This is a genomic window from Actinoplanes sp. NBRC 103695 (genome assembly GCF_030269485.1).
Lineage (GTDB): Bacteria > Actinomycetota > Actinomycetes > Mycobacteriales > Micromonosporaceae > Actinoplanes.
In genome coordinates this window covers 35,152-57,042 of sequence record NZ_BSTL01000030.1, presented here as the reverse complement: position 1 = coordinate 57,042, position 21,891 = coordinate 35,152, and the positions used below count along the sequence as shown (strand labels likewise).

The window sequence follows — 21,891 nt, the reverse complement described above, 5'->3', positions numbered from 1 at the left end:
CCGGCTGACCGCCCGGGCGAAGAAAACCGCGCGGAGAAGGGCCCAGGCGGAGAAGAGGCGGAGAAGGTCAGGCGGCGAGCAAGGTGGCCAGGTAGGCGGGGTCGATCCCCTCGAGGGACGAGCGCAGGTGCACGCCGTCGGTGGGGGGCAGCTCCAGCTCGGCGGGGATCGCCAGCACGGCGGCGCCGGCGGCGAGGGCGCTGGCCACGCCGACGGGGCTGTCCTCGATGGCGACGCAGCGTTCGATCGGGACGCCGAGCAGCTCGGCGGCCGTACGGTAGGGCTCGGGGTCGGGTTTGGGGGCTTTGACCTCGTCGCCTACGACGATGGCGTCGAAGTTGTCGCGGCCGATCGTGCGCAGCGCCACCTCGACCAGGCGGCGCCCGGTCGACGTCACCAGCGCGGTCGGCAGGCCCGCCTCGCGCACCGCGGTGAGCAGCTCGAACGCGCCGGGGCGCCACACCAGGCCGTCGGCGAACAGCTCGAAGACCCGGTCGGTGAGCCACTCGACGTCGGGCGCCTCGGGACGGTCGGGCTGGCCCAGGTCATCGCGCAGGATCTGCATGGTGCGGCCCATGTTGCTGCCGATCATCGCGTGCCGGGCGGCCAGGGACAGCTCGCCGCCGGCGAGCGCGGCCAGCTCACGCAGGGCGACGTCCCAGACCCGTTCGCTGTCGACCAGAGTGCCGTCCATGTCGAAGAGCACCGCGGCGGGAAGTGGTGATGTCAGGGCCTGCCTCCTGGTGACGCGCTCGGATCACCATTCTCGCCCACGCCGGGTTCACGTCAGCTTGCAGGGCTCCAGCGAATCCCGGTAACCCTTGGCGAACGACTCGGTGCGCTGTTCCGCCGAGCCGTGCGAGCCCTCCGCGAACCAGGGCTGGCCGGGGTCGTCGCCGACCGCCTCCAGCCCGGCCGCCAGCTCGTCGGTGTCGTCGTCCTGCAGGCTCAGGCGTTTCTGCCGCTCCATGTCGCCGATGTACGCCCCGGCCATGCAGTCGGCCTGCAGCTCCTGCTGGATGGTGAACTGGGCCCGCCGGTTGAGCCGCAGCTGGACGGCGTGGGCGTACTCGTGGCCGAGCAGGTAGAAGATGAACGCGTCGCCGATCTGCTGGAACGCCGCGTACGCCCAGTTCACGTCGTAGGCGATGAAGTCACCGGCGGAACAGTAGGCGGCGTTGTTGAGCCCCAGGGGCTGGCCGCCGCAGTCGACCTCGCCCTCCTGCTCGTACGCGATCACCCGCGCCACCGGCTCGAACCGCAGCCCGCTCTTGGCGAAGACGCCGGACCAGTACTCCTCGGCGATCTTGGTGGCGTCGCCGATGTCCGCCTTGAACTCCTCGGGGCTGTCGGTGCCGTCGGCGTCGGCACTGGCGGGCGCTGATGTGACAGGCGTCTCATCAGTCTCGGGCGGGGCGGCGCCGGGCCGGGCGGGCGCGGAGGCGCAGCCCAATCCCACCAGGACGGCCACCAAGGCGGACAGCACGGCGGAACGTCGGCCGTTCGGCAGAAGCATGAGGGTCTCCGAGGGGTGGCGGGACCGGGGCATTCCACGATACGTGTAAGTGCCGAACACGGATCATCACCGATCGGGGTGGCTCATGCTTCTGTCGAACCTACCGCGGACAGACATCGTGGTGCCCGAGGCGGTGCGGACTCTGGCGGGCGGGCGTCCACTGCGTCCGGTCTGGGTGAACGTCCTGGGCGGGACCACGTTCGAGATGCGCGACGAGGTGACCGGGCGCAGTTTCGTGAAGTTCGCCCCGGCGGGCAGCGGGCTTCCGCTGGCACGGGAGGCCGAGCGGCTGGCCTGGGCGCGGCCCTTCACGCGCGTACCCCAGGTGTTGTCCTCCGGGAGCGACCACACCGGAACCTGGCTGCAGACCGCGGCCCTGCCCGGCGGCAACGCCGTCGACGAACGCTGGCTGGCCGACCCGGCGCCGTCGGTCGCGGCGATCGGCCGCGGGTTGCGAGCGTTGCACGACACGCTGCCGGTGGACGAGTGCCCGTACAGCTGGTCCGTGGAGAACCGCCTCGCGTCGGCCTGCGAACGCGCCACCCGCGGGCTGATCGACGTGGCGCGGTGGCACCCCGACTACCACCACCTGACCGTGGCGGAGGCCCTCGCGCGGGCGGTGGACCGGCCGCCGATCGACCGGATGGTGGTCTGCCACGGCGACGCGTGCGCGCCGAACACACTGGTCGACGAGGAGGGCCGGTGGACCGGGCACGTCGACCTGGCCACGCTGGGCGTCGCGGACCGCTGGGCGGATCTGGCGATCGCGTCGTGGAGCCTGGACTGGAACTTCGGGCCGGGCTGGCAGGACGCGTTCTTCGCCGCGTACGGCGTGGAGCCCGATCCCGTACGCATCGCGTTCTACCGCCTGTTGTGGGAGCTCGGGCCCTGACCGGCGTAGGTTCTTCAGGTTATGAGGCAGGTATCGCTGGCGGGGCTGGGCGTGTCCCGCGTCGGGCTGGGTTGCATGGGCATGTCCGCGCTGTACACCGGCAAGGACACCGACGAGGCGGAGTCGATCCGCACCCTGCACCGGGCGATCGAGCTCGGCGTCACGTTCCTCGACACGGCCGAGCGCTACGGCCCGTTCACCAACGAGGAGCTGCTCGGCAGGGCGCTGGCGGGGCGCCGCGACGAGGTGGTGCTGGCCACCAAGTTCGGCCTGATGTCGCACATCGGGCGGGGCGGCGGCCGGGTCGTCGACGGGCACCCCGACAACGTACGGGCCGCGATCGACGGCTCGCTCAGCCGGCTCGGCACCGACCACATCGACCTCTACTACCTGCACCGGGTCGACACGACGATCCCGATCGAGGACACCGTCGGCGCGATGGCCGAGCTCGTGGCGGCCGGCAAGGTCCGGCACCTCGGGCTGTCCGAGGCGGCGCCCGCGACGATCCGCCGGGCCCACGCGGTGCATCCGATCACCGCGCTGCAGTCGGAGTACTCGCTGTGGACCCGTGACCCGGAGGCCGAGGTGCTGCCCACGCTGCGTGAGCTGGGCATCGGGCTGGTGCCGTTCTCGCCGCTGGGCCGCGGTTTCCTGACCGGCCACATCACGTCCCCCGACGGCTTCGACGACGACGATTTCCGCAAGGGCAATCCTCGGTTCACCGGCGACAACTTCACCGCGAACCTGGAGATCGTGCGGGTCGTCCGCGAGGTCGCCGTGGAGGCGTCCGCGACCCCGGCGCAGGTGGCGCTGGCCTGGCTGCTCACTCAGGGTGACGACGTGGTCCCGATCCCCAGCACCAAGCGGGTGGCGCGGCTGGAGGAGAACGCCGGCGCCGTCGCGCTCACGCTGACGCCCGGGCAGCTCGACCGGCTGACCGCGATCGCGCCGCCGGCCGGTGACCGCTACGCCGACATGTCGCAGGTGGGGCACTGAACGTCGAGGGGGTCACGCCGCTCACCACCCGGCCGGTCCGCCGGCCCTGGCTGGTCCAGCAGTGGCGCGACCTCGCCTTCCTGCACTGGGCGCTCGATCCGGCGGTGGTGGCGCCGTTCCTGCCGCGCGGCACCCGGCCCGACGTGATCGACGGCGTCACGTACGTCGGCCTGATCGGCTTCCGGATGGTCGGGCTCGGCCCGCTGCGCGGTCCCGGCATCCCCTACCTGGGCACCTTCTGCGAGACCAACGTGCGCCTCTACAGCGTCGACGCGCGCGGCCGGCGGGCGGTCGTCTTCCTCTCGCTCGACGCCGAGCGCCTGATCCCGGTGCTGACCGCCCAGGCCACGCTGCGCCTTCCCTACCGCTGGGCCCGGATGAGCCTGCGGCAGAAGGACCAGGTCTTCGAGTACGCGAGCAGCAGGCGCACCGCCCGCTCGTCGTTCGCGGTCCGTCGCGGCGAGCCGATCGAGACGCCGACCCCGCTGGAGCATTTCCTCACCGCGCGCTGGGGACTGCACACCCGTGCCTGGGGCCGCACGGTCCACCTGCCCAACGACCACCCGACGTGGCCGCTGCACCGGGCCGAGCTCCTGCACTGCGACGAGTCCCTGATCGCGGCATCGGGACTGCCCGCGCCGACGGGCCTACCGGCGAGCGTCCTCTACTCCCCCGGCGTCCGGGTGGTCTTCGGCGGCCCGGGGGTCAGTGCGCGCTGACCGCCGCATGGACGTGCGGGGCCAGGACCGCGGCGCAGCTGAGGTTGCGGTACCGGCCGCGGTGGTCGAGGCCGTAGCCGACGATCAGGCCCGGCGGGACGTCGAAGCCGACGTACGCCCGCGTGTCCCCGAAGTCCGGCGTGTCCGGGCGCCGCATCAGCGCACACGCCGCGATCGACCGTGGCCCGCGCTGGCGCAGATTGCCGATCAGCCAGTTCATCGTCAGCCCGGTGTCGATGACCCCCTCGACGATGATCACGTCGCGGTTCTCGATGTCCAGATCAAGATCTTTGAGCAGGCGTACGGAGCCGGACGCCCGGTTGCGCGTGCTGTAGGACTTGATCGCCATCCAGCCGATCTCCACCTGGCCGGGATAGGCGCGCGCCAGGTCGACGGTGAACGTCGCCGCGCCCGCCAGCACACCGACCATGACCGGCGTGCGCCCCGCGTAGTCGGTGGCCAGTTCCGCGGCCAGGGCGGCCACCCGCTCGCGGATCTGCTCCTCGGTCAGCAGCACGGACTCGAGGTCCGCGGCGACGTGCTCGGCGTCCACACACTCTCCCAGCAAAGATCCGACCCGCCGGGGTGATCCTGTCACGATCACCGTCACCGAGGGGCCTATGCTGCACGACAGCTTTTGTTCACGTGTACATAACATCGGCGGGGTAGCGGTCATGGCGGAACGAGTAGCGCTGGCGGACATTCGCGAGCGCACTTACAAGGATCGCGACGCCTGGTGGACGGTCTGGCTGGTCGATCCGCTGGCCTCCCGGCTGGTCCGGCTGGTCTCACCGTGGCGTGCGGTCACGCCGAACCGGCTGACGATCACCGCGTTCCTGGTCGGTGTCGCCGCGGCGGCCTGCTTCTGGCAGCAGACGTGGGGCTGGCTGGTCGCCGGCGCCGCGCTGTTCCACCTGAGCTTCGTCCTGGACTGCATGGACGGCAAGATCGCCCGGCTGAACGGCAGCGGGTCGGTGTTCGGCTCCTGGCTCGACTACGTGTTCGACCGGCTGCGCGTGCTCGTGTGCACGATCGCGCTGATGGGCGGGCAGTTCGAGCGCACCGGCGAGTTCGTCTACGTCTGGCTCGGCGGCCTGGTGATCTTCCTGGACATGTTCCGCTACCTGAACGCGCTCCAGATGACCGCGGTCAAGAACGACATGCGGTCCCGGCTGGCCGCCGCCCGCGGCGAGACCGAGCCGATCTACCTGGAGGACGGCGAGGACAAGGGCGACGGGCGGGCGGTCGTCGACATGTACGGCGACTTCCGCGGCCGGTTCGGCGCCTTCTCCACGCTGCGCAACCGGCTCTTCGGCCGGCGGATCCGGGCGCACCTGTTCAGCGGCATCGAGTTCCAGATGTTCGTCTTCATCGTCGGCCCGGCCACCAGCCTGATCATTCCGGCCACGCTGGTGGCGGCGGCGCTGCTCGTCGGGTTCGAGCTGCTGCTGATCTACAAGCTGTGGTCGGCGACGCGGACCTTCGCCCGGCACCTGGCCGAGGCCACCGCGCCGGGGTCAGGGCCGGAGTCAGGGCCGGAGTCAGGGCCGGAGTCAGGGCCGGAGTCAGGGCCGGAGTCAGGGCCGGGGCCACGGATCACAGCACTCGAGCCCAGTTCACCACTTCCGTGACCGGCTGGAATCCCGCCGAGACGTAGAGCTGGATGGCCCGGACGTTGTCGGGCTCGGTCTGCAGCGACAGCCGGTGCGCGCCCTCCTCGCGGGCCGCCTCGGCGACGTGCGCGAGCAGCGCGTGGGCCAGACCGGCGCGGCGCGCGGACGGGTCGACGTAGACGTCGCGGATCATCCAGATCGTGCGCAGGGTGAGGGACGCGGGTACGACCGTGATGGTGAGCACGCCGCGGACCATGTCGTTGTGTCCCGCCGCGAAGACCCGCAGCCGGTCGGTGACCATCTGGTCGCGCATCCACTCCTCGGTCGCCTCGGGCGCCGGGTTCGCGCCGTAGTGCTGCCGGTACGCGTCGAACTGCGCGACCGCGTCCGGGAACCACGGATGCGTCGCGGTCAACCTCACCACCGTCATGTGATCATGATGGCGCATCTCCGGCCTGTGAGCGTCAAACCGGGGCATAATGCCCTCATGGACCCCGAGCATCCGGTAATCGGCCCCACCGAGGACACGGCCGGTTTCTTCCAGCCGCGCGGCCAGGTCTTCGTGACCATGCTCTGGGTCATCGCGATCGCCTGGGCGGTCTGCCGCGGGCTGTGGATCCTGATCGCGGCGGCCTTCGGGTCACGCCCCGGCGCGGACGACATCGCCACCATCGCCGAGAGCCTGATCCTCGTCCCCACGGTCACCGCCAGCGTGATCATCCTGGTCGCCTGGAACCGGCTCGGCTGGCTGCACAGCTCGATGCACGGGCTGGAGTTCGCGGCAACCGGCCGGCGCGGCGTCGCCATACCCTGGTCCGGCGTGGCCGCGGTCGCCCTGCGCCACCGTGGCGTCTTCACCGAGCTGGTCGTCACGCCGACCGGCCCCGGCGCGGTCACCGAGCTGCCCGGCCCCGGACGGCAGCCCCGGCGGCGCGGCGACTCGTACCTGGTCGACATCGGACTCATGTCACCCGGGCCGCGTACGCTCCTCGCGGAACTGCACCGGCGGATGCCCTCCAAAGTCTGAGGTGAGATCGTGACCGACCTCGTCATCACCCGCGTCTTCGACGCGCCCCGCGAGCTGGTCTACCGCGCCTTCGTCGACCCCGAGCAGCTGGCGAGCTGGTTCGGCCCGGTCGGCTGGTCGGTGCCCCGCGACAGCGTGTCGATCGACGCGGTGACCGGCGGCCACCAGCGCTTCACGATGGTCAGCGACGAGGACCCGGCCCTCACATCACCGGTCGAGGCCACGTTCCTCGAGGTGATCGAAAATCGGCTGCTGGTCGGCGAGTCGGCCGGCATGCGCCTGAGCATCGAGTTCCACGACGAGGAGGGCGGGCGTACCCGTCTGGTCCTCACCCAGGGCCCGTACCCGCCCGAGGTCGAGGGCGGCGCGCGCGAGGGCTGGAGCTCCAGCTTCACCAAGCTGGACAAGCTCCTGTCCCGCTGACCACGCTTTTCGCGGCCGTGCGCGCCGACTGACCATGCTTTTCGCGGCCGTGCGCGCCGACTGACCGCGCCCTTCGCGGCCGTGCGCGCCGCGCCGGGCTCAGTCGAACCGGACCAGCAGGCCGGTGATCAGCCCGGCGCGGCGCCGGATCTCCAGGCTGCCGGTGCCGCCACGCGACCAGGCGAACGCCACGACCTCGGTGCCGCCGTCCACCCGGACGGCGAGCACGCGCATCGTGTCGTCCGGCGGGTTCGCCGCGTAGGCCTCGGCGATGGCGTCCCTCCCCGCGAAGGGCCCGACCGGCGGCCCGTCGAAGGCCATCACCGCGTCCGGGTGCAGCGTGGCGACCAGCTCGGACCAGTCGCCGCTGAGCACCGCCGCGTTGAACCGGTCGATGTGCGCGCGGGCCGCCGCCTCGGTCACGGGATCAGGTGCTGGACGCCCGCCCAGCCCGGGTCGTGGGTGACCGTGGTGCGGACCTTGCCCTCGGGCCACGACTGGACGATCGGGGCGAGCGCGTCGATGGCCGGCTGCCGGTCGGCGTACAGGTGATACGTGCGTACGCCGTCGCAGGCCTCCTGCGCGACCAGGACCGGACCGTCCGCGTACGCCATCATCCGGTCCTCCAGGCCGTGCAGCGCCTCGAGGGAATCGCCGGCCGGAAGCCCACCGGGGTTGGCCGTGCGATAGGGGACGTCGAGCCGGACGTGCGTGTCCGCGGCCGGCCAGCGCGCGGCCCGCAACGGCACCCGGATCGTGGCGACCAGCGGACGGCCGGCACGTTCGCCGCCGAGCATCGCCCAGCGCGGCTCCAGCGCCTGCACGGCCGTGAGGAGTTCGCCGCCGGTCAGCGCCGGCCCGGCCACGGCGGTCGTGTCGATGCCACGGATCCAGATCTCCACGCTGTCCTCGCCGAGCAGCCAGTCCAGCGCCAGGAAGGCGACCTGCACCCGGGCCTGCTCGTCCAGCCCGCCGAATGCCGGGTGCCACACGGTCACGTCGATCTGCGCGGCGTTCTCGTCCACCTCGGCGGCGAAGCGCAGGCCGGACAGCTCGACATCCTGCCCGGCGATCCCCAGCCGGTGGTCGAGGGCGCCCGGGGACGCCTGCCGGGACGACGCGAACGAGAACGTCTCGTCGGCGTCCGGGGCGGCCCGCAGCCAGCGTTCGGCGGTGGCCCGCAACTCCCGGTTCCCGTCCGCCGACATCACGAGCAGATGCTGCGATCGGGGCGCGCCGGACGCGAACTCCCACGCCAGCCCCGGCGCGACGGCCGACACCCGGTCGCCGAGCTCGTCGACCAGGCCGCTGTTCCAGTCGTTGCCGGCGATGGCCTGCTCGGCGCGGGCCCGGCCGGTGGCCGCCCACCAGGCCCAGAACGCCGCGATCGCGTCCTCGGACGGCTTGACGCCCTTGCCCCGCTTCCCGAAAATCACCGCGGCAGACTACCGAGCGTTGTCCCTCCCCGCCGCCCTTTCCCGGGCCCGGGCCGCGCTTTGCCGAGCCTGCACCGCGCTTTGCCGAGCCTGCACCGCGCTTTGCCGAGCCTGCACCGCGCTTTCCCGGGCCCGCGCCGCGCTTTCCGGGCACCTCGCCCCTATCGGTCTCCGAAGCGGGCCAGGATCCGCTCGTGCAAGTCGGCGGCGTCGAAGTCCGCCGCCACGTCGATCTCGCGGCCCTCACGCGGCCCCTGCCGGTAGCGCCGCCGGTCGGCCAGCGTGGCGCCGCGAGCCGGGCCGTGCCCGTCCTCGACGTCGACCCACACCCGCTCCGGCCGCAGAATCCCCGGCCAGACCGCCTCGGCGACCGCCACCAGGTCGTGGATGATCAGCCGCCGCTCCCCCAGCATCCGCTCGTACATCGCCCAGTTACCGGCGGCGATCCGCGACAGCCCCTCCCCGACCGCTCCGGTGGCGACCAGCGCCGCCATCCACTCCTCGGACACACCCGCCCGGTGGGTGAGATCCAGCGGAACCAGCGTGACCGCCAGATCCGACCGCACGATCACCCGGCGCGCAGCCTCCGGATCGCACCAGATGTTGAACTCGGCGCTCGCGGTGACGTTGCCACCGCGGAAGCCGCCGCCCATCACCACCAGCCGCCCGATCCGCCCCGCCGCCTCCGGATGCTCGGCGAGCAGCGTGGCGACGTTGGTGAGCGGCCCCAGCGCCACCACGGTCACCGGCTCGTCCGAGGCCAGCAGCGTCCCCGCGAGCACCTCGACGGCCGGCCGCGGCTCGACCGGCCGGGCCCGCAACGGCATGCGCCCGGCCTGCCCGCCCAGCCCGTCCCGGCCGTGCACGTATTCGGCGGCGCGCAGACTGTGCCCGGCCAGCGGCCCGTCCGCACCGCGTGCCACCGGAAGCTCCGCGCACCCGCACATCTCCAGCACCCGCAGCGCGTTGCCGGCCGTCCGCTCCCCCGGCACATTGCCGTAGGTGGTCGTCACCAGCCGCAGGTCGACCTTCGCGCCGGCCGCGGCCAGCGCCAGCCCGAACGCGTCGTCAACCCCCGGATCGGTGTCGATGATGAGCGGCAGCACGTTACTTGGCGTTGCAATAGATGACGGCGGAAGGGTGTGCAGTTCGCGCGGTCATAAGGTCTCCTGAGCTGGGTGCCGACTGTGTGACACGAGTCAACGTTAGGCGTAGCTGGTCATCGCCGGACGGCATGAGGACGGCATGATCTTGACTGGGCCTGGTTCTGGCCAAGCTAGCTGCCCGCGCGCACAGTGGGCGCTCAACGTTCGTCGTGGGCCGGGTGAAATCACAGAGTCCGGCGTACAGGCCGACTCGTCCGCCGCCCTCCTGCCGAAGACCGCGAAGACGGCGCTGAACTGCGACAACTGGCGGTCGTCGACGGTCATCAATGGTCGGTACCGGGCAACGTCGTGCACCCTGTAGACGCCCTGACGCCCTGTAGACGCCCTGACGCGGGCACCGCTGGGGTTGGCCGGCTCCCGGGATTCCGAAGCCAGCCAACCCCCTCGATGGGCTTAGCCGATCATGACGTCTTTTACGATGGCCGAGACGGTGCCGACCAGCGACACCAACGTTCCCCCAACCAAGCAGACCTCCTGCACGCTCAGACGGCGCTTCGGCCGCCGCGCAGGGTTCTTGGTGCCCTTTCTCTTCCTCCGCGCCATACTTACTCTGAGTCCCCTTCCAGTGGGCTCGACGAGCGGCACCTTCGGTTTCGAGGCCTTGGGGGTGCCGCTCGGCTCTTTTCCTGACCACCACGAGGGTGGGATTTGTCCGTTTTCGCGAATCTGACCTGCACAAACACCCGAGTCCTGTTGACATTCCCTCACTATAGCGATAGGATAGGTGTAGGTACCTGCGAGGACTATACCCCAAGCGGCTTGTCAAGAAAAGTTCGTCTTCACGTCGGCGCGCGCAGAAACAAGATTTTTCTGCGAAAACTTTTCTGACCGACCTGCCAGGACTCGCGAACTTCCTAGTCACGTGACTAGTTCAGGCTAATGCTACCCGCGCCTTGATCGCTACGGACCGCCACCACTCAAGGGCCCAGCCAACGCGACGCGCGACATGTCATCCCGGTCGCCTGAGCTCCGCTATGTCGGGCCACCGCCAGGGCGCCAAGGTGGAGCGCCCAACTGGACGAACGACCTTGGCGCCCTGGCGGTGGCCTGGCATCCCCTCTGGGCAGGCGACCGGGATGACTCCCGACCCTTGACCGACCCTCCGACGAAGGCCGGCCCTGCTCCCGTGATGGCCATCCTGGGAGCCTGCCCGTCCGGCGAGGACGCTTCTTAGATCTTCGAACGCACGTATCGGTTTACGGCGATGTAGCAATAATCGCACTTACCTGCCAGTCGTCGGCCGTCCGCAAACCCCAAATGCCAAGCCCTGGTCAACCGCTTTGCGGAGTCCAGGGCTTCTTCGTGTTCGCGCCTGCCGCCGGGCTGGAACCGCCGGGGTGCCGCCTGGCGCTTGCGCCTTAGGCGGCGGGGTCCCCGAGTGGCGGGCCTCCGGCCCGGCCCTGCTGGGCGGCGCGAGCGGCCCGCGGAGCGGGTCGCCTTGAACCCGTATAGAAACTTCTCACAAAAGCCCGTGCCCAGCCCTTGCCTTGCCCGTGCCCTGTCCTGTCCTCCGTCGACTGATGCGCGACACACGTTCGTCAGGCGATCTGCAACGGCAGTCCGTCTCGGCACCCTGTGCCCGACGTCAAGGGAGCCGGATTACCTCGCTAAAAGCCTCCAACGCCTCCCCGAAAGCGTCCGCGGTCTCGTCCATCGTGTAGAACGTTTGGGGGCCGTTCTTCGCGTTGCGTGCATCTCGGAGCGCGTACGCCGCCGCCACCTCCTTACTCGGTCCTGTCGGCGGAGGCCCCTGCAGCGAACAAGCTGCGGCGTACAGGTCATGCCACGCCTGCTCGACCACTCGCTCCTTGGCGCCGGCGCGAAGGGCTTGCCTGTAGATTTCAAGTCGTTGCTCGAATTCGCGACGCCCCATGCCCCTGTGCATAGCACGCAGGCCCGGCTTGCCGTGCGGAGACCGGAACTCAAATCGGCCCCACTGCGCTAGATCCTGGATGCACATTTTCTAGCCGGAACGGCCACCACCGTCCCGCAACTGGTCTGCCACGCACGCCTTGAGACTCGGCGAAGATCCGTACCTGAGGCGAATGGACCTGAGGTGACCTGAGGTGAGGGGATACTGACGCGCGGGAGCGGTCGGAAAGTGTCCCGCGTCTCGCCGAAATTTAGGACAGCGAGCCGACGTGGAACTGCGCCACCGTGGCGTCGTCGTGCAGCTTCGTTCGGGGATAACGCTCGCCGTGTGGGTCGCCACCCTCGATGGTGCGGACGTGTTTGATTAGTGCTGAGGGTCCGACCTTGTCGAGTAGGTCCAGGTACGCGGGCCACTCGTAACACTGCATCTGGTCGACGGGACGTGTGGCTCCATCGGTGAATGCGCTCGCTCGTCGCATGGCTGAACGCGAGTAGCTATTCGCCCGGGCGTGCTGTGCCGCGTTTGGATCGGACGCCGCTACCCACCACCCGTCCGGACGGTTGCGGGTTGCCGTCTGCCTGGCGACCAACTCAGCCAATGCTGTCTTGTGCCCTTCGGAGCCGAATGCCCATCCGGCAACGGCATCGGGCTCTGTTCCGCTAATCTCCTCGATCGACAGGTCGCAAGTTACCTCGGGCCCGGAATCGAGGTCTACAACGATGCTCACGTCTGAAAGCGCCAGGGTATCTACTCGCTCAGTGCCTATCCGGAGAATCCCGATCGCGGCACAGGGCGTTCCCGGATTGCTTAGGTCGCAAGTCTCGGCATGCAGGCTTGCGACAACAGCAATTCCCGTGGCTAGTCCCTCGGTCAGCTCGATACCGGGGTTGTCGATCAGCGCGGACAGCGTCCGGACGCCGAGCTGCTGTGCGTACCATGCGACACCGTGGTGGCATCCGCCGAACGGGATACCTGCGCCATCGACCACGACGGCAATATCTGGCGTGGCGACGACGAAGTCCTCGTTGGGACGGCCCGGAGCTCCGTCTGTGGCTAGCGCGAACACGCTGCGGGTAACCTCCGTCAGATCGAGCCTGCAAGCAGGGCGCGAAGCTTCATAACCGGCTCAGTCATGCTCCACGGTTCCAGGTGGTGCAACAAGTTCCGTAGGTCCCTGATGGTACGAGAGGACCCGGTGGTCGCCGCAATCGCCAACGCTTCCTCTGCGGCTGCACACGCTTCGATTGGCCCATCCGCCAACGCATAGGCCTGCGCCAGCCGTCCGAGGTACTGACCTCGATCCCGGTGGTACTCCGGCGGAAGTTGCTTCAACACCCTCTTGAAGGCGGTCACGGCCTGGTCGCCTCGTCCGAGTTCGAGGTGAACCTTGGCTCGCGTAATTTCGAGGTATGTGCTGAGATCGCAGTAGCGGCCGATCGATGGGTCTCCGATCTCCGGCTCGGCCTCGGAGCTCTCGCTCACGAGTCGTGCTGCCCGTTCAAGTGCGCGGTCCGCGTCAGAGTCGGCGCCGCTAACAGCGTGGCCGACGGCCTCCGTCTGCGCGGCGAGCGCCCTCACCCTTGCCGCTGTTGGGCCATCACCTCGCTGCGCTGCATGGGCAAGGCGTGCTGCCTGTGAACCTTGTCGAGCGCTGATCGCTTGGACTGATCGGCGCATCAACACGAAGCCGGCCATTCGGTCGTCGCCTGCAGCCTCGGCCCACTCCAAAGCGCGCCGGTACCAGTTCGTTGCCAGCGCGGGGTTCCCGGAGTCCTGCGCGAGCCAACCGGCAAACTCGGCGTATCCTGCGCCCACCTGCAGAAGATCCGTCAACAGATGGCCGCTCGCATCGCGCGCGAGCGACTCAATGGCGTTGGCCTGGGCTTCCATAACGGGCAGCAGGGTGCGCGGTCCAATGAGGTTGTCTGCTGTGTAGTGGTGGCGCAGCCCTTCGCCAAGTGAGGCGACGAACTCGGGTGCCGCTCGTACCGGATGGACTGGCGGCAGAGTGAGAGCGTGCTTTGCCTTCCTGTCAGTCTCTTCGTGGGTGGCTTCGGCTTGAAGCTGCGAGAACCGCTCTCGCACTTCGTCGTTCGCAAGTTTGAGGGCAGTGTCGAGGAGCTGCTGCGTCCGAAGGGCCAGCTCGCCCGTCGGGTTGGCCTCCCACTTCGATACCCCCCTTGCCGAGACGCTGAGATGAGCCGCGAACTCGTCGCAGGACATCCGTAGTGCGATGCGGAGTTTGTACGCCGTCTCACCCCGCCATGTCGTTACGACCAGCACATCTTCCCCCACATTGAGTGATCTCTGTCGGAGTGTAGAGCTGCACGTCGATGTATCGCCGCTGGAGTGCAGGTGTGGTGCAATGCTGGTGCACCGTCAGTTCGTGGTCTATTTGCGCTGCTCAGCGTCTACTTGTAGGCGCAGGCTAACGACAAATCCAGGACGGAGGTGACCAGGCTTGGTCAGTGACCCTTAGGGCCGGGCGCTGCGGGTGGAATCCCGTTCTCTCGGGCCAAGCGCCGTACGTATGCCCCGGTGAACGGGGATAGGCGTTCAACTTCCGTGGGCGTGATGCCCGCCTTCAATGCCGACAAGACGGCCTCGATGACTGCCAGTCTCGCCTTCTCGTGATCGGCCGCAGTGTCGCGATAGCGCGAAGCTGTAGTGCGGAGCGCGTCACGAGGGTCAGTCACTACGAAAGAGTATCGCAACGCCGTTGCGCAACATAAGCCGGTATCGCTACCATGTTGCGCAACAGTGTTGCGATAACGGATCGCAGCCGTGGACGCCCCTTCGGGCGTAGCTAAGGAGCCAGTAATGCCTCAGAACCAGCCTCGTATCAGCACGCAGCCGCGGCTGATGCTGGACACCACGAGCGTCATCTTCGAGATGGCGGACGAGATCATGCCGAAGATCGACGAGAAGACGAACACGCAGAAGCTGGACCGTGAGACGGGTCTGCCGATGTGGACTGCGCCGATGTTCGGGCGTGGCCGTGCGGCGGGCAAGAAGTGGAGTGGTCAGCTCAACGTGACGATCGTCTCGGCCGAGAAGCCGGCCGCCGAGGACGGCGACCGGGTGGTGCCGCTCGACCTGGAGGCCCTGCCGTGGGTCTCGCAGCAGAACGGCAACACGCGGCACGGTGTCGCGTTCAAGGCGATGGGCCTTGAGGTGGTGTCGACCGCGACCATGAAGGTCGCCTGACCCCTGACCGTCTGGCTCCTGGTAGCCACTGACCCGCAAGTGCGGGGCCGCCACGAGATTGGCGTCCTGTGCGGCCCCGCGCCTGTCCCTCAACAACTCCCAGCCCTCCGGAGAGGGAGGAACTTGTCGTGTCCAAGTCTAACCGCCGTAACTGGTTTGGCGGCTCCAACAACGGGCGGACCGTCACGGTCATCGAGCCCGAGATCGAGCGTACCCAGCGCCGGAAGGCGAAGATCGCATTCTTCGTCACGGCGATCGTGACTGCCTTGCTGGCGGGCACGGTCTTCTCGTCTTACGTGCACCCGATCCTGGGTGGCTTCCTCGGCCTGCTGGCCGGTGTTCTGCTCGGTGGCACCGTCGCCGTGCTGATCATCATCTGGCCTGTGCTGCGGATCATCTGGCACTGGCTGCCGGAGATCCTGCTCGGCTGTTTCCTGGTCTACGGCTGGACGTGGCTCATGGGTGCCACGCCGGTGTGGCTGTCGCTGCTCATCCTCGCCGTGATCATCGGCGCTCCGTCCGCGATCGGGCCTGCCCGTCGTGCGGTGCTGTCGGCGTTCTGGTGCCTGACTGTCCGGCACCGGCTGCGGATGTGTTTCGCGGCGTTCATCGCACACAACCGGCAGCGCACTCTGCCGTTCATCCTGTTCGCCAAGCCGACACCGGCCGGTGAACGGGTGTGGATCTGGCTGCGGCCCGGTCTGTCGCTGTCCGACCTGGAACAAGAGGGCCAGACGCAGAAGCTCGCCGTCGCCTGCTGGGCGAACGAGTCCCGCGTCACGGCCGCCTCACGTAAGTACGCGGCGCTGATCCGCATCGACATCGTCCGCCGCGAAACGCTCACGGCCGACGTGCTCTCCCCGCTTCCGGACCACGTTCCGGACGACATGCCGGCCACCGCCCTGGCGTCCCCGGCCACCCCGCCCGTCGGCCTCAACTTCGCCGACGTGCCCGGCCCGCGCACCAAGCGCGCACCCAACACCAACACCCGGGCTCGCATCCCGCGAAACCCGGAACCGTCCTCGGAGATCGACCCGAGTGACTACGCCTAACCGCTGACACGTACGTGTCAACAACCCTTCCCGTGTGACCCGGCGCGCCACCGCGTCACCACGACCTTCACGTGTCTCGCCGGGCACACCCCAACCGAATCGGAACCGCGCTCATGAACGCTCCGTTCGATGCCCCGCCGAGCGTTCCGGTCGGCACGGGCATGTCCATCTACGACCCCATCCTCATCGGCATCGACGAATACGGCCTCCCGGTCCACCTGCCGCTGATCTACCACAACATTCTGATCGGCGGTGAACCCGGCGCCGGGAAAAGCATGCTGCTGCACAACATCGTTGGCTACGCCGCGATGTGCGACGACTGCGACCTGGTCCTGATCGACGGCAAGCAAGTCGACCTGGGCCTGTGGAGGGGCAGCGCTGCCGAATTCGTCGGCCCCGATCTCGACCACGCCATTTACACGCTCGAACGCGTGCAAGGCGTTCTCGACCTGCGTAACTCCTATCTGCTGGACCAGCGACGCCAGAAAATCGAACGGGGCGACGGTATGCGCCCGCTGCTGCTGGCAATCGACGAGCTGGCCTACTACGCCGCCACCGTCGGCACGAAAATCGAGCAGGAATACTTCTCCGCTCTCAACCGCGACGTAGCCGCCCGAGGCCGGGCGGTCGCCGTCATCGACGTCTCCGCCACCCAGCGTCCCAGCTCGGACATCATCCCAACGTCGCTGCGGTTCCTGTTCGGCTGGCGCTTCGCCGGCCGATGCGTCGACGACTCATCGTCGGACGTCGTACTCGGTCACGGCTGGGCCGGACGCGGCTACTCCGCCGCGAAGATCGACCCCAAGAACCGGGGCGAGGGCCTGCTCCTGGCCGAAGACGGCATCCCGACGCGTGTCAAAGGCGCGTTCCTCACCAACGCCAATCTCCTCCGCGTCGCGGACTACGCCGCCGCCAAACGGCGCGAAGCCCGTGACACCCCACCGAACCTGAGGGCTGTCGCATGAAAACCACCACCCGCATTCCGCGCATTCCCCGGCTTCGCATCCGCGAAAGCCGCGTCGTGGCTATCCGTTGCGCCTCCTGCCGTAGCTGGCGCAAACCTCGCCGTTTCACCCGCAACGGCAACACCTGCCGCCGCTGCCCGGCGATCCCCGCAACCAAGACCTGGACCAAGAACGCGGCCTGAGCCGCTGACACCCGGCACCACCAGCACAACCACATAGAGGAACCGACGAACCGGGACCAAAGCCCTGGAAAGCAGCCCGGCCCGTCGGCCACACCAACGCCCCCGAAAGGACGTGGCATCCATGCACCGTACCCAAAACCCGGCCGTCGACACTGCCGACACCGCCGACGAGACCATCACCCCTGCCGTGATTCTGCGCGGCGCTGCCCGCTACCTCGAGACTCGAGGCTGGGTCCAGAACGTCTACTACGGCGGCACCCCCGGTGACGCCTTCCCGCCCGCCTGCGCCGACGGCGCTATCGGCATGGCCGCGTTCGGCTTCTGCTACCCGACGCCGATGAACGCGACCGACGTGCCCGGCTTCCGGTCCTACAACAACGCCCGCGCGTTCCTCAACGCTCACCTGCTCGGGCTCGGCTACCGGCCGCCGTGCGACCCCTGGTGCCCCGAGGACGAGTACTGCCTCTGCGCCAACGACACCACCGAAGTCGTCTTCGCCTGGAACGACGACGACACCCGCACCTGCGGCGAGATCGTCGCGGCTTTCAACGCGGCCGCCGACGAATGGGATTGGACGCACGCCACCGACGAGCAGCTGGCGGCGTACGCCGAGTACGCGACGGGTATCGAACCTCAGCCCATCCGAGCGGCCTACCTGACCTGGCTGGCGGCCCGCTGATGAGCTCTCCCGCCGTCAAGCTCGACCCCCGGCTGATGAAGGCCGGCATGGCGGTCACCGTCGCCGACCTGATCCGCCTGTGGAGCGACCACACCCCACCGGCCCTGCCGGCTCCTGAGCAGTGCCGCACCTGCGGCCACTTCTACAGCGCCGAGGCACCGCTGTGCCCGACCGCGGCCGTCGTGCGGCCGCTGCTGCGCAAACGCCGCTACGAGGCCGACACCCACGGCAACCTCTCGCGGCTCACCACCAACCAGACCGACGACCTGCTCTGCGCCCCCAAGCACCTCTCCACCGCTCTGACCTGGCGGAAGGACTTCTGATGACCACCCTCGCAGAGATCCCCAACCTGACACGTACGTGTCAAGAACCGGCGTTCACCAGCGCCGGACTCGTCGCCGCTCTCGAAGCGGCCTGGGACGCGATCCGCGCCCGTCACCCCGAGGTCCCGGCTGTCGTCCTCATCGTCGGCTCCGGATCACCCACGAAACCGAACTCGAACATGAAGTGGGGCCACTTCGCGTCCTTGCGCTGGCAGTCAGGAGAGCAACGCCTTCCTGAGGTCCTGGTCTCGGGTGAGGGCCTGTCCCGCACCCCGGTCGAGGTGTTCACCACCCTGACCCACGAGGCCACCCACGGACTCGCCGACGCACGCGGCATCGAAGACACCAGCCGCCAAGGCCGCTGGCACAACAAGAAATTCGCCAAACTCGCGGCCGAGCTGGGCATGGCCACCGACAAGACCGACAAGTTCGGCTACTCGGCCTGCACCCTGACCGAGGACACCCAGCGCGCCTACGCGCCGGTCATCACCAACCTCGGCAAGGCACTGCGCGTCTTCCGCCACCCGGAGACCTTCGGCGAGGCCAAGAAGCGCACGAACAACAACAACGGCGTCTCCGCCGAGTGCGTCTGCCCGCGCAAAATTCGGCTCTCTGTAACGGCTTTCGATGAAGGCCCGATCGTCTGCGGCGTCTGTGAGGCCGCTTTCCTGCCCGAAGACGTTGACCGCGACAGCTACGAGTTCCCCACGTTCGGCCAGCCGTGCACGCACGGCGACGACCAGGCCGACGTGACGCCGGCCGATGACTCGGAGGACCCGATGGTGTTCTACGACCCCACCGGTGAGCGGTTCGGCATCCCGACGTTCCCGTTCAAGCTCGCCCCGGACGGCTACGCCACGCTGCGCCAGCTCCACGCCCGGAACCTGCGTCCCGGCGGTCAATCCGTTGCAGCGCAACTGATGTGGCGTCGCGGTAAGCGCGTCGCCTTTCTCTACCGCATCGATCTGGCGCTGCCGAAGCGCACCGCCACCGCGGCACAGCTCGCCGCCCTCGACAAGGCCAACCGCGCCAAGCGCGTCTGCCCGGCCTGCCTCCAGCTCAAGCCCTACCAGATTCCGCGCCGCACGGGCGCGTGCCTCGACTGCACCCCCGGAGGTGTCTCATGAGCACCTACAACTCCGACGACTCACGCCGCTACTGGCTCAAGATGCTGTCTCAGCCCGGAGCCCTGGTGATCGACGGCAACCTGTACTTCGTCGGTCCCGAGCCCGACCCGGCCGACCTGGCCGCCAACCCGAAGCTCCACGGCTGCTACGGCACCGGATTCACGATCGGCCACGCCGACGGCACTCAGACCGTCACCCACAACCTCGGCTGCTGCGGCGCGATCCCGGGAGACGTCCGCCCGGCTGACAACGCCGCCTTCATCGGTCAGCCCGAGCTGGCTCCGAAACCGGCTGTCCTGGTGCACAACCACTTCGACCACCTCGACTACATCGGCGGCCACTACCCGTTCGAATGCCTCGTCTGCTACCGCCGCTTCGAGTACACGGAAGTTCCGTCGGACGTTGCGGAGACGCTGCTCGCGTCCCTGCTCGGTGACGAGTCATGACCGGCGCAAAAGCCGGCCGCCGCCGACCGTGCAAGCGGTGGCACATCACCCGCGTCTGCCGCCCGGACACCGGCCTCGGCTTCTCCCGGCCGATCGACAACGGCGACACCAGCACTCCCGTGCCGGACGGCGTCGAACTGTTCTTCTTCACCGGCCGCCGTCAGGAGGCCACCCGATGAGCGTCCTTCACCAGCAACGCATCCGTGTCTCCTACAACCCGCAAGGCTTCCTCGCCCCGGAGAAACCGTGGGAGACGGTCTGCCCCTGCTGCTCGGTCACCGCCTTCGGATCCGGCGTCTCGCACGACGCCTTCGCGACATGGACCGAAGCCCTCGCCATGGCCGAGAACCACCTGCGTCGCTACCACTGCCGGTACTGCATCGATACGCAGATGCCCGCCGGGCGCTGCGACTACATGGGCGAGCTGTACCAGCGATGCCCGCTCTGCCAGCCCGCCTGCAAGTCCTGCGACGGCCTCGCCGCCTACCCCGCTAGCTACAACACCCCGTCCGAGCTGCGCGCCGACCTGCAAGCCCTCGGCCTCGGCCCCATTTTCTGCCTCGACTGCAACGGGGTCATCTCCCTCATCCCTCTGGACCCGGAGGCCATCTCATGAACCGCACCCCCGACCCGAAGACCATCTCCGACGCGATCACCGAGACCAGTGGCCAGATCGCCCGCGTCGACATCAAGGCGTCCATGCTGCTGGCCGGAGCCCTCACGTCCGTCTCCGTCAGCATCGCCCTGCTGGCCAAGACCAAGCTCCCCGCACCCGTGACGGCCGGTGCGCTGCTGACCGTCGCGCTCATCGCCGTCGCCGTAGCCGTGCTCATCACGGCCGTACGGCCGACCCTCGGCGGCAACCACGGCTTCATGCGCTGGGCCAGCACCAACAGCCTCGGCGAAGTCCTGTCCGACTTCAGCCAGAACGACCGCGAGAACGCGGCCTACCTCGCCCAACGCCTCATGGCCTTGTCGCGCATGGTGCGCCACAAGTACCGCCTGGTCCAGCTCGCCACCGACCTGCTGCGAGCAGCCCTCCTCATCGCCCTACTGACCGCTTCCCTCTTCGCGATCATCTGAACGGAGACCTTCCATGCCGGACAACAAGCGGACTCCCAAAACGACCGAGACTTCCAAGGTCACCACTGAGCGGACCGTGACCGAGCGCTACGTCAGTCGCCGAATCACCGTGCACGGGGCCCGCGACCGTGCCCACGCCCTTCAGATCCTGGCCGCGAAAGGCATCCACATCGACCCGGCCGACTCGACCAGCCGCGAGCGGAGGTCATGATGACCACCGCACCCACGCCCACCAAGAAGACCACCCGACCCGCGCCGCGCCGCCGCTTCACGGCAGACACCGGCCAGGCAGCGGTCCTCGTCGTCATCGTCCTGTTCGTCGGCCTCATGGCCGGAGCTGCCTCGTTCAACCACGTCAAGGAATGGACCCTCGACAACAGCCCCGCAGGAACCGACGAATGGTTCGGCTGGGCCAACGCGGTCATCTCCGAACTCATCCCGACCGCAGCCATCATCGAGATCGGCCGCCGACGCCGCCGTGACAAGCAGAACGCGAAGGTCGGATACCCGATGGCACTGCTCATCGGCGCTGTCCTGTTCTCGCTGACCGCACAGCTCGCCGTGGCCAAGCCCGGCCTGTCCGGCTGGGTGGTCTCCGCCCTCCCGGCGCTGGCCTTCCTCGGACTGTCCAAGCTCGTCTTCACCGCAACCGCCACCGCACCTCGGCCCACCACCAAACCGGTCGCGGCCACAAAGCCGGCCGCCTCGCCCGCCAGCCCCACAGGCGAAACGCGCGCGAAGGCCCGCCCGGCTGCCGCATCCACGACCAGGGCCACCCCCGCCAAGAAGACGGCGGCGGCGAAGAAGACACCGAGCAACCGACCGCCCGCGAAGAAGACCGCACCGGAGCAGGCGACGCCCACCCCGGCCGCACCGGAACCGGTACCCGCCACGCTGCCCGCTGAGGACGCTCCGCGATACCCGCAAGCGCTGCTGGACAACGCCCGCGCGATCGCGACCTCGCACCTCGACAGCACCGGCGAACCGATCAGCACCAACAAGATGGCCGTACGTCTGCGAGTCGACACCGCAACCGCCGAAGCGATCCTTCTCTACCTCGAAACCAACCCGCCCAAGCAGGCAGACACCACCGCCCGCAACGGCAGCACCATGGCAGGAGCCAACGCCTAATGAGCAGCTCGTCGCTGCCTCTCGCGTCCACAACC

At 68.7% G+C, this 21,891-nt stretch carries 28 protein-coding genes; 19 read left to right on the top strand and 9 right to left on the bottom strand.

The genetic code is table 11. The annotated features are described in order from the left end of the window. Positions 1–67 precede the first annotated feature (67 nt). Both QSK31_RS39000 and QSK31_RS38995 read right to left on the bottom strand, forming a co-directional pair. On the bottom strand, positions 68–730 hold the full coding sequence (locus tag QSK31_RS39000; RefSeq protein WP_285689813.1) for an HAD family hydrolase: 663 nt from the start codon (positions 728–730) through the stop codon (positions 68–70). 51 nt (positions 731–781) lie between these two features. Then, positions 782–1,516: a neutral zinc metallopeptidase gene (locus QSK31_RS38995; RefSeq protein WP_285689748.1), complete on the bottom strand. Its 735-nt coding sequence runs from the start codon at positions 1,514–1,516 to the stop codon at positions 782–784. Positions 1,517–1,601: 85 nt separating this feature from the next. Between QSK31_RS38995 and QSK31_RS38990 the strand changes: the two genes are divergently transcribed. Genes QSK31_RS38990 through QSK31_RS38980 form a run of 3 tightly spaced genes read left to right on the top strand, consistent with a single transcriptional unit; the run spans position 1,602 to position 4,123 of the window. Further along, a complete protein-coding gene (locus QSK31_RS38990; protein ID WP_285689747.1) occupies positions 1,602–2,408 on the top strand; it encodes an aminoglycoside 3'-phosphotransferase in 807 nt (268 codons plus the stop codon). Positions 2,409–2,429: 21 nt separating this feature from the next. Then, positions 2,430–3,404, top strand: a complete 975-nt coding sequence (locus QSK31_RS38985) for an aldo/keto reductase (protein WP_285689746.1) — start codon at positions 2,430–2,432, stop codon at positions 3,402–3,404. Continuing rightward, complete coding sequence (locus QSK31_RS38980) at positions 3,401–4,123, top strand: YqjF family protein (protein ID WP_285689812.1); 723 nt, start codon at positions 3,401–3,403, stop codon at positions 4,121–4,123. The genes QSK31_RS38985 and QSK31_RS38980 overlap by 4 nt, the downstream gene beginning before the upstream one ends. Here the strand turns inward: QSK31_RS38980 and hpt are convergent. After that, entirely contained in the window at positions 4,110–4,676 is a 567-nt protein-coding gene (gene hpt / locus QSK31_RS38975; protein ID WP_285689745.1) for a hypoxanthine phosphoribosyltransferase, read from the bottom strand. The two genes, QSK31_RS38980 and hpt, sit on opposite strands and share 14 nt — an antisense overlap. Positions 4,677–4,797: 121 nt before the next feature. Between hpt and QSK31_RS38970 the strand changes: the two genes are divergently transcribed. Beyond that, positions 4,798–5,754, top strand: a complete 957-nt coding sequence (locus QSK31_RS38970; RefSeq protein ID WP_285689744.1) for a CDP-alcohol phosphatidyltransferase family protein — start codon at positions 4,798–4,800, stop codon at positions 5,752–5,754. On the opposite strand, the gene QSK31_RS38965 is transcribed toward QSK31_RS38970, so the two are convergent. Beyond that, positions 5,720–6,166: a GNAT family N-acetyltransferase gene (locus QSK31_RS38965; RefSeq protein WP_285689743.1), complete on the bottom strand. Its 447-nt coding sequence runs from the start codon at positions 6,164–6,166 to the stop codon at positions 5,720–5,722. The two genes, QSK31_RS38970 and QSK31_RS38965, sit on opposite strands and share 35 nt — an antisense overlap. A 57-nt stretch (positions 6,167–6,223) precedes the next feature. Between QSK31_RS38965 and QSK31_RS38960 the strand changes: the two genes are divergently transcribed. Both QSK31_RS38960 and QSK31_RS38955 read left to right on the top strand, forming a co-directional pair. Continuing rightward, positions 6,224–6,763 (top strand): hypothetical protein, encoded by a 540-nt coding sequence (locus QSK31_RS38960; protein WP_285689742.1) that lies wholly within the window; start codon positions 6,224–6,226, stop codon positions 6,761–6,763. 9 nt (positions 6,764–6,772) lie between these two features. Then, positions 6,773–7,186: an SRPBCC family protein gene (locus QSK31_RS38955; RefSeq protein ID WP_285689741.1), complete on the top strand. Its 414-nt coding sequence runs from the start codon at positions 6,773–6,775 to the stop codon at positions 7,184–7,186. Between the two features lie 99 nt (positions 7,187–7,285). Here QSK31_RS38955 and QSK31_RS38950 read toward each other — a convergent pair whose 3' ends face one another. The 5 genes from QSK31_RS38950 to QSK31_RS38930 form a co-directional block, all read right to left on the bottom strand. Further along, positions 7,286–7,609 carry a nuclear transport factor 2 family protein gene (locus QSK31_RS38950; protein WP_285689740.1) on the bottom strand — a complete coding sequence of 108 codons (324 nt, stop codon included), beginning with the start codon at positions 7,607–7,609 and terminating at the stop codon, positions 7,286–7,288. Beyond that, positions 7,606–8,622, bottom strand: coding sequence for a DUF695 domain-containing protein (locus tag QSK31_RS38945; protein WP_285689739.1), 1,017 nt, complete (start codon positions 8,620–8,622; stop codon positions 7,606–7,608). The genes QSK31_RS38950 and QSK31_RS38945 overlap by 4 nt, the downstream gene beginning before the upstream one ends. A 161-nt stretch (positions 8,623–8,783) precedes the next feature. After that, positions 8,784–9,728, bottom strand: a complete 945-nt coding sequence (locus QSK31_RS38940; protein ID WP_285689738.1) for a nucleoside hydrolase — start codon at positions 9,726–9,728, stop codon at positions 8,784–8,786. Between the two features lie 2,183 nt (positions 9,729–11,911). Further along, entirely contained in the window at positions 11,912–12,727 is an 816-nt protein-coding gene (locus QSK31_RS38935) for a hypothetical protein (RefSeq protein ID WP_285689737.1), read from the bottom strand. Positions 12,728–12,744: 17 nt separating this feature from the next. Next, positions 12,745–13,884, bottom strand: coding sequence for an NsdA family TPR-like regulatory protein (locus QSK31_RS38930; RefSeq protein WP_285689736.1), 1,140 nt, complete (start codon positions 13,882–13,884; stop codon positions 12,745–12,747). A gap of 597 nt (positions 13,885–14,481) precedes the next feature. Between QSK31_RS38930 and QSK31_RS38925 the strand changes: the two genes are divergently transcribed. The 13 genes from QSK31_RS38925 (at position 14,482) to QSK31_RS48970 (ending at position 21,856) form a co-directional block, all read left to right on the top strand. After that, positions 14,482–14,868, top strand: coding sequence for a hypothetical protein (locus QSK31_RS38925; protein ID WP_285689735.1), 387 nt, complete (start codon positions 14,482–14,484; stop codon positions 14,866–14,868). Between the two features lie 128 nt (positions 14,869–14,996). Further along, positions 14,997–15,920, top strand: coding sequence for a hypothetical protein (locus QSK31_RS38920; protein ID WP_285689734.1), 924 nt, complete (start codon positions 14,997–14,999; stop codon positions 15,918–15,920). A gap of 113 nt (positions 15,921–16,033) precedes the next feature. After that, positions 16,034–16,885 (top strand): cell division protein FtsK, encoded by an 852-nt coding sequence (locus QSK31_RS38915; protein WP_285689733.1) that lies wholly within the window; start codon positions 16,034–16,036, stop codon positions 16,883–16,885. Next, a complete protein-coding gene (locus QSK31_RS38910) occupies positions 16,882–17,067 on the top strand; it encodes a hypothetical protein (RefSeq protein WP_285689732.1) in 186 nt (61 codons plus the stop codon). The genes QSK31_RS38915 and QSK31_RS38910 overlap by 4 nt, the downstream gene beginning before the upstream one ends. Positions 17,068–17,188: 121 nt before the next feature. After that, the gene (locus QSK31_RS38905) at positions 17,189–17,746 is read left to right on the top strand and encodes a DUF6197 family protein (RefSeq protein WP_285689731.1); all 558 of its coding nucleotides are present in this window, start codon (positions 17,189–17,191) and stop codon (positions 17,744–17,746) included. Then, a complete protein-coding gene (locus QSK31_RS38900) occupies positions 17,746–18,069 on the top strand; it encodes a hypothetical protein (protein WP_285689730.1) in 324 nt (107 codons plus the stop codon). Before QSK31_RS38905 ends, QSK31_RS38900 begins: the two co-directional genes overlap by 1 nt. Positions 18,070–18,350: 281 nt before the next feature. Beyond that, positions 18,351–19,196, top strand: a complete 846-nt coding sequence (locus QSK31_RS49305; protein ID WP_502873077.1) for an RRQRL motif-containing zinc-binding protein — start codon at positions 18,351–18,353, stop codon at positions 19,194–19,196. Then, the gene (locus QSK31_RS38890; RefSeq protein WP_285689729.1) at positions 19,193–19,642 is read left to right on the top strand and encodes a hypothetical protein; all 450 of its coding nucleotides are present in this window, start codon (positions 19,193–19,195) and stop codon (positions 19,640–19,642) included. The genes QSK31_RS49305 and QSK31_RS38890 overlap by 4 nt, the downstream gene beginning before the upstream one ends. After that, positions 19,639–19,821, top strand: a complete 183-nt coding sequence (locus QSK31_RS38885; protein ID WP_285689728.1) for a hypothetical protein — start codon at positions 19,639–19,641, stop codon at positions 19,819–19,821. The genes QSK31_RS38890 and QSK31_RS38885 overlap by 4 nt, the downstream gene beginning before the upstream one ends. Next, a complete protein-coding gene (locus QSK31_RS38880; RefSeq protein WP_285689727.1) occupies positions 19,818–20,258 on the top strand; it encodes a hypothetical protein in 441 nt (146 codons plus the stop codon). Before QSK31_RS38885 ends, QSK31_RS38880 begins: the two co-directional genes overlap by 4 nt. After that, complete coding sequence (locus QSK31_RS38875) at positions 20,255–20,725, top strand: Pycsar system effector family protein (protein ID WP_285689726.1); 471 nt, start codon at positions 20,255–20,257, stop codon at positions 20,723–20,725. Before QSK31_RS38880 ends, QSK31_RS38875 begins: the two co-directional genes overlap by 4 nt. A 13-nt stretch (positions 20,726–20,738) precedes the next feature. Then, a complete protein-coding gene (locus tag QSK31_RS38870; protein WP_285689725.1) occupies positions 20,739–20,936 on the top strand; it encodes a hypothetical protein in 198 nt (65 codons plus the stop codon). After that, positions 20,936–21,856, top strand: a complete 921-nt coding sequence (locus tag QSK31_RS48970; protein WP_352244540.1) for a hypothetical protein — start codon at positions 20,936–20,938, stop codon at positions 21,854–21,856. Before QSK31_RS38870 ends, QSK31_RS48970 begins: the two co-directional genes overlap by 1 nt. Positions 21,857–21,891: the final 35 nt, after the last annotated feature.

Excerpts from the sequence above, each read along its gene's own strand:
- QSK31_RS38910 (WP_285689732.1), top strand. The coding sequence starts at position 16,882 with ATGAAAACCACCACCCGCATTCCGCGCATTCCCCGGCTTCGCATCCGC.
- QSK31_RS38875 (WP_285689726.1), top strand. The coding sequence starts at position 20,255 with ATGAACCGCACCCCCGACCCGAAGACCATCTCCGACGCGATCACCGAG.
- QSK31_RS38915 (WP_285689733.1), top strand. The coding sequence starts at position 16,034 with ATGAACGCTCCGTTCGATGCCCCGCCGAGCGTTCCGGTCGGCACGGGC.
- QSK31_RS38925 (WP_285689735.1), top strand. The coding sequence starts at position 14,482 with ATGCCTCAGAACCAGCCTCGTATCAGCACGCAGCCGCGGCTGATGCTG.
- QSK31_RS38995 (WP_285689748.1), bottom strand. The coding sequence starts at position 1,516 with ATGCTTCTGCCGAACGGCCGACGTTCCGCCGTGCTGTCCGCCTTGGTG.
- QSK31_RS38985 (WP_285689746.1), top strand. The coding sequence starts at position 2,430 with ATGAGGCAGGTATCGCTGGCGGGGCTGGGCGTGTCCCGCGTCGGGCTG.
- QSK31_RS38965 (WP_285689743.1), bottom strand. The coding sequence starts at position 6,166 with ATGACGGTGGTGAGGTTGACCGCGACGCATCCGTGGTTCCCGGACGCG.
- QSK31_RS38890 (WP_285689729.1), top strand. The coding sequence starts at position 19,193 with ATGAGCACCTACAACTCCGACGACTCACGCCGCTACTGGCTCAAGATG.
- QSK31_RS38960 (WP_285689742.1), top strand. The coding sequence starts at position 6,224 with ATGGACCCCGAGCATCCGGTAATCGGCCCCACCGAGGACACGGCCGGT.
- QSK31_RS48970 (WP_352244540.1), top strand. The coding sequence starts at position 20,936 with ATGACCACCGCACCCACGCCCACCAAGAAGACCACCCGACCCGCGCCG.
- QSK31_RS38880 (WP_285689727.1), top strand. The coding sequence starts at position 19,818 with ATGAGCGTCCTTCACCAGCAACGCATCCGTGTCTCCTACAACCCGCAA.
- QSK31_RS38970 (WP_285689744.1), top strand. The coding sequence starts at position 4,798 with ATGGCGGAACGAGTAGCGCTGGCGGACATTCGCGAGCGCACTTACAAG.
- QSK31_RS38990 (WP_285689747.1), top strand. The coding sequence starts at position 1,602 with ATGCTTCTGTCGAACCTACCGCGGACAGACATCGTGGTGCCCGAGGCG.
- QSK31_RS38900 (WP_285689730.1), top strand. The coding sequence starts at position 17,746 with ATGAGCTCTCCCGCCGTCAAGCTCGACCCCCGGCTGATGAAGGCCGGC.
- QSK31_RS38885 (WP_285689728.1), top strand. The coding sequence starts at position 19,639 with ATGACCGGCGCAAAAGCCGGCCGCCGCCGACCGTGCAAGCGGTGGCAC.
- QSK31_RS38905 (WP_285689731.1), top strand. The coding sequence starts at position 17,189 with ATGCACCGTACCCAAAACCCGGCCGTCGACACTGCCGACACCGCCGAC.
- QSK31_RS38870 (WP_285689725.1), top strand. The coding sequence starts at position 20,739 with ATGCCGGACAACAAGCGGACTCCCAAAACGACCGAGACTTCCAAGGTC.
- QSK31_RS38930 (WP_285689736.1), bottom strand. The coding sequence starts at position 13,884 with ATGTCCTGCGACGAGTTCGCGGCTCATCTCAGCGTCTCGGCAAGGGGG.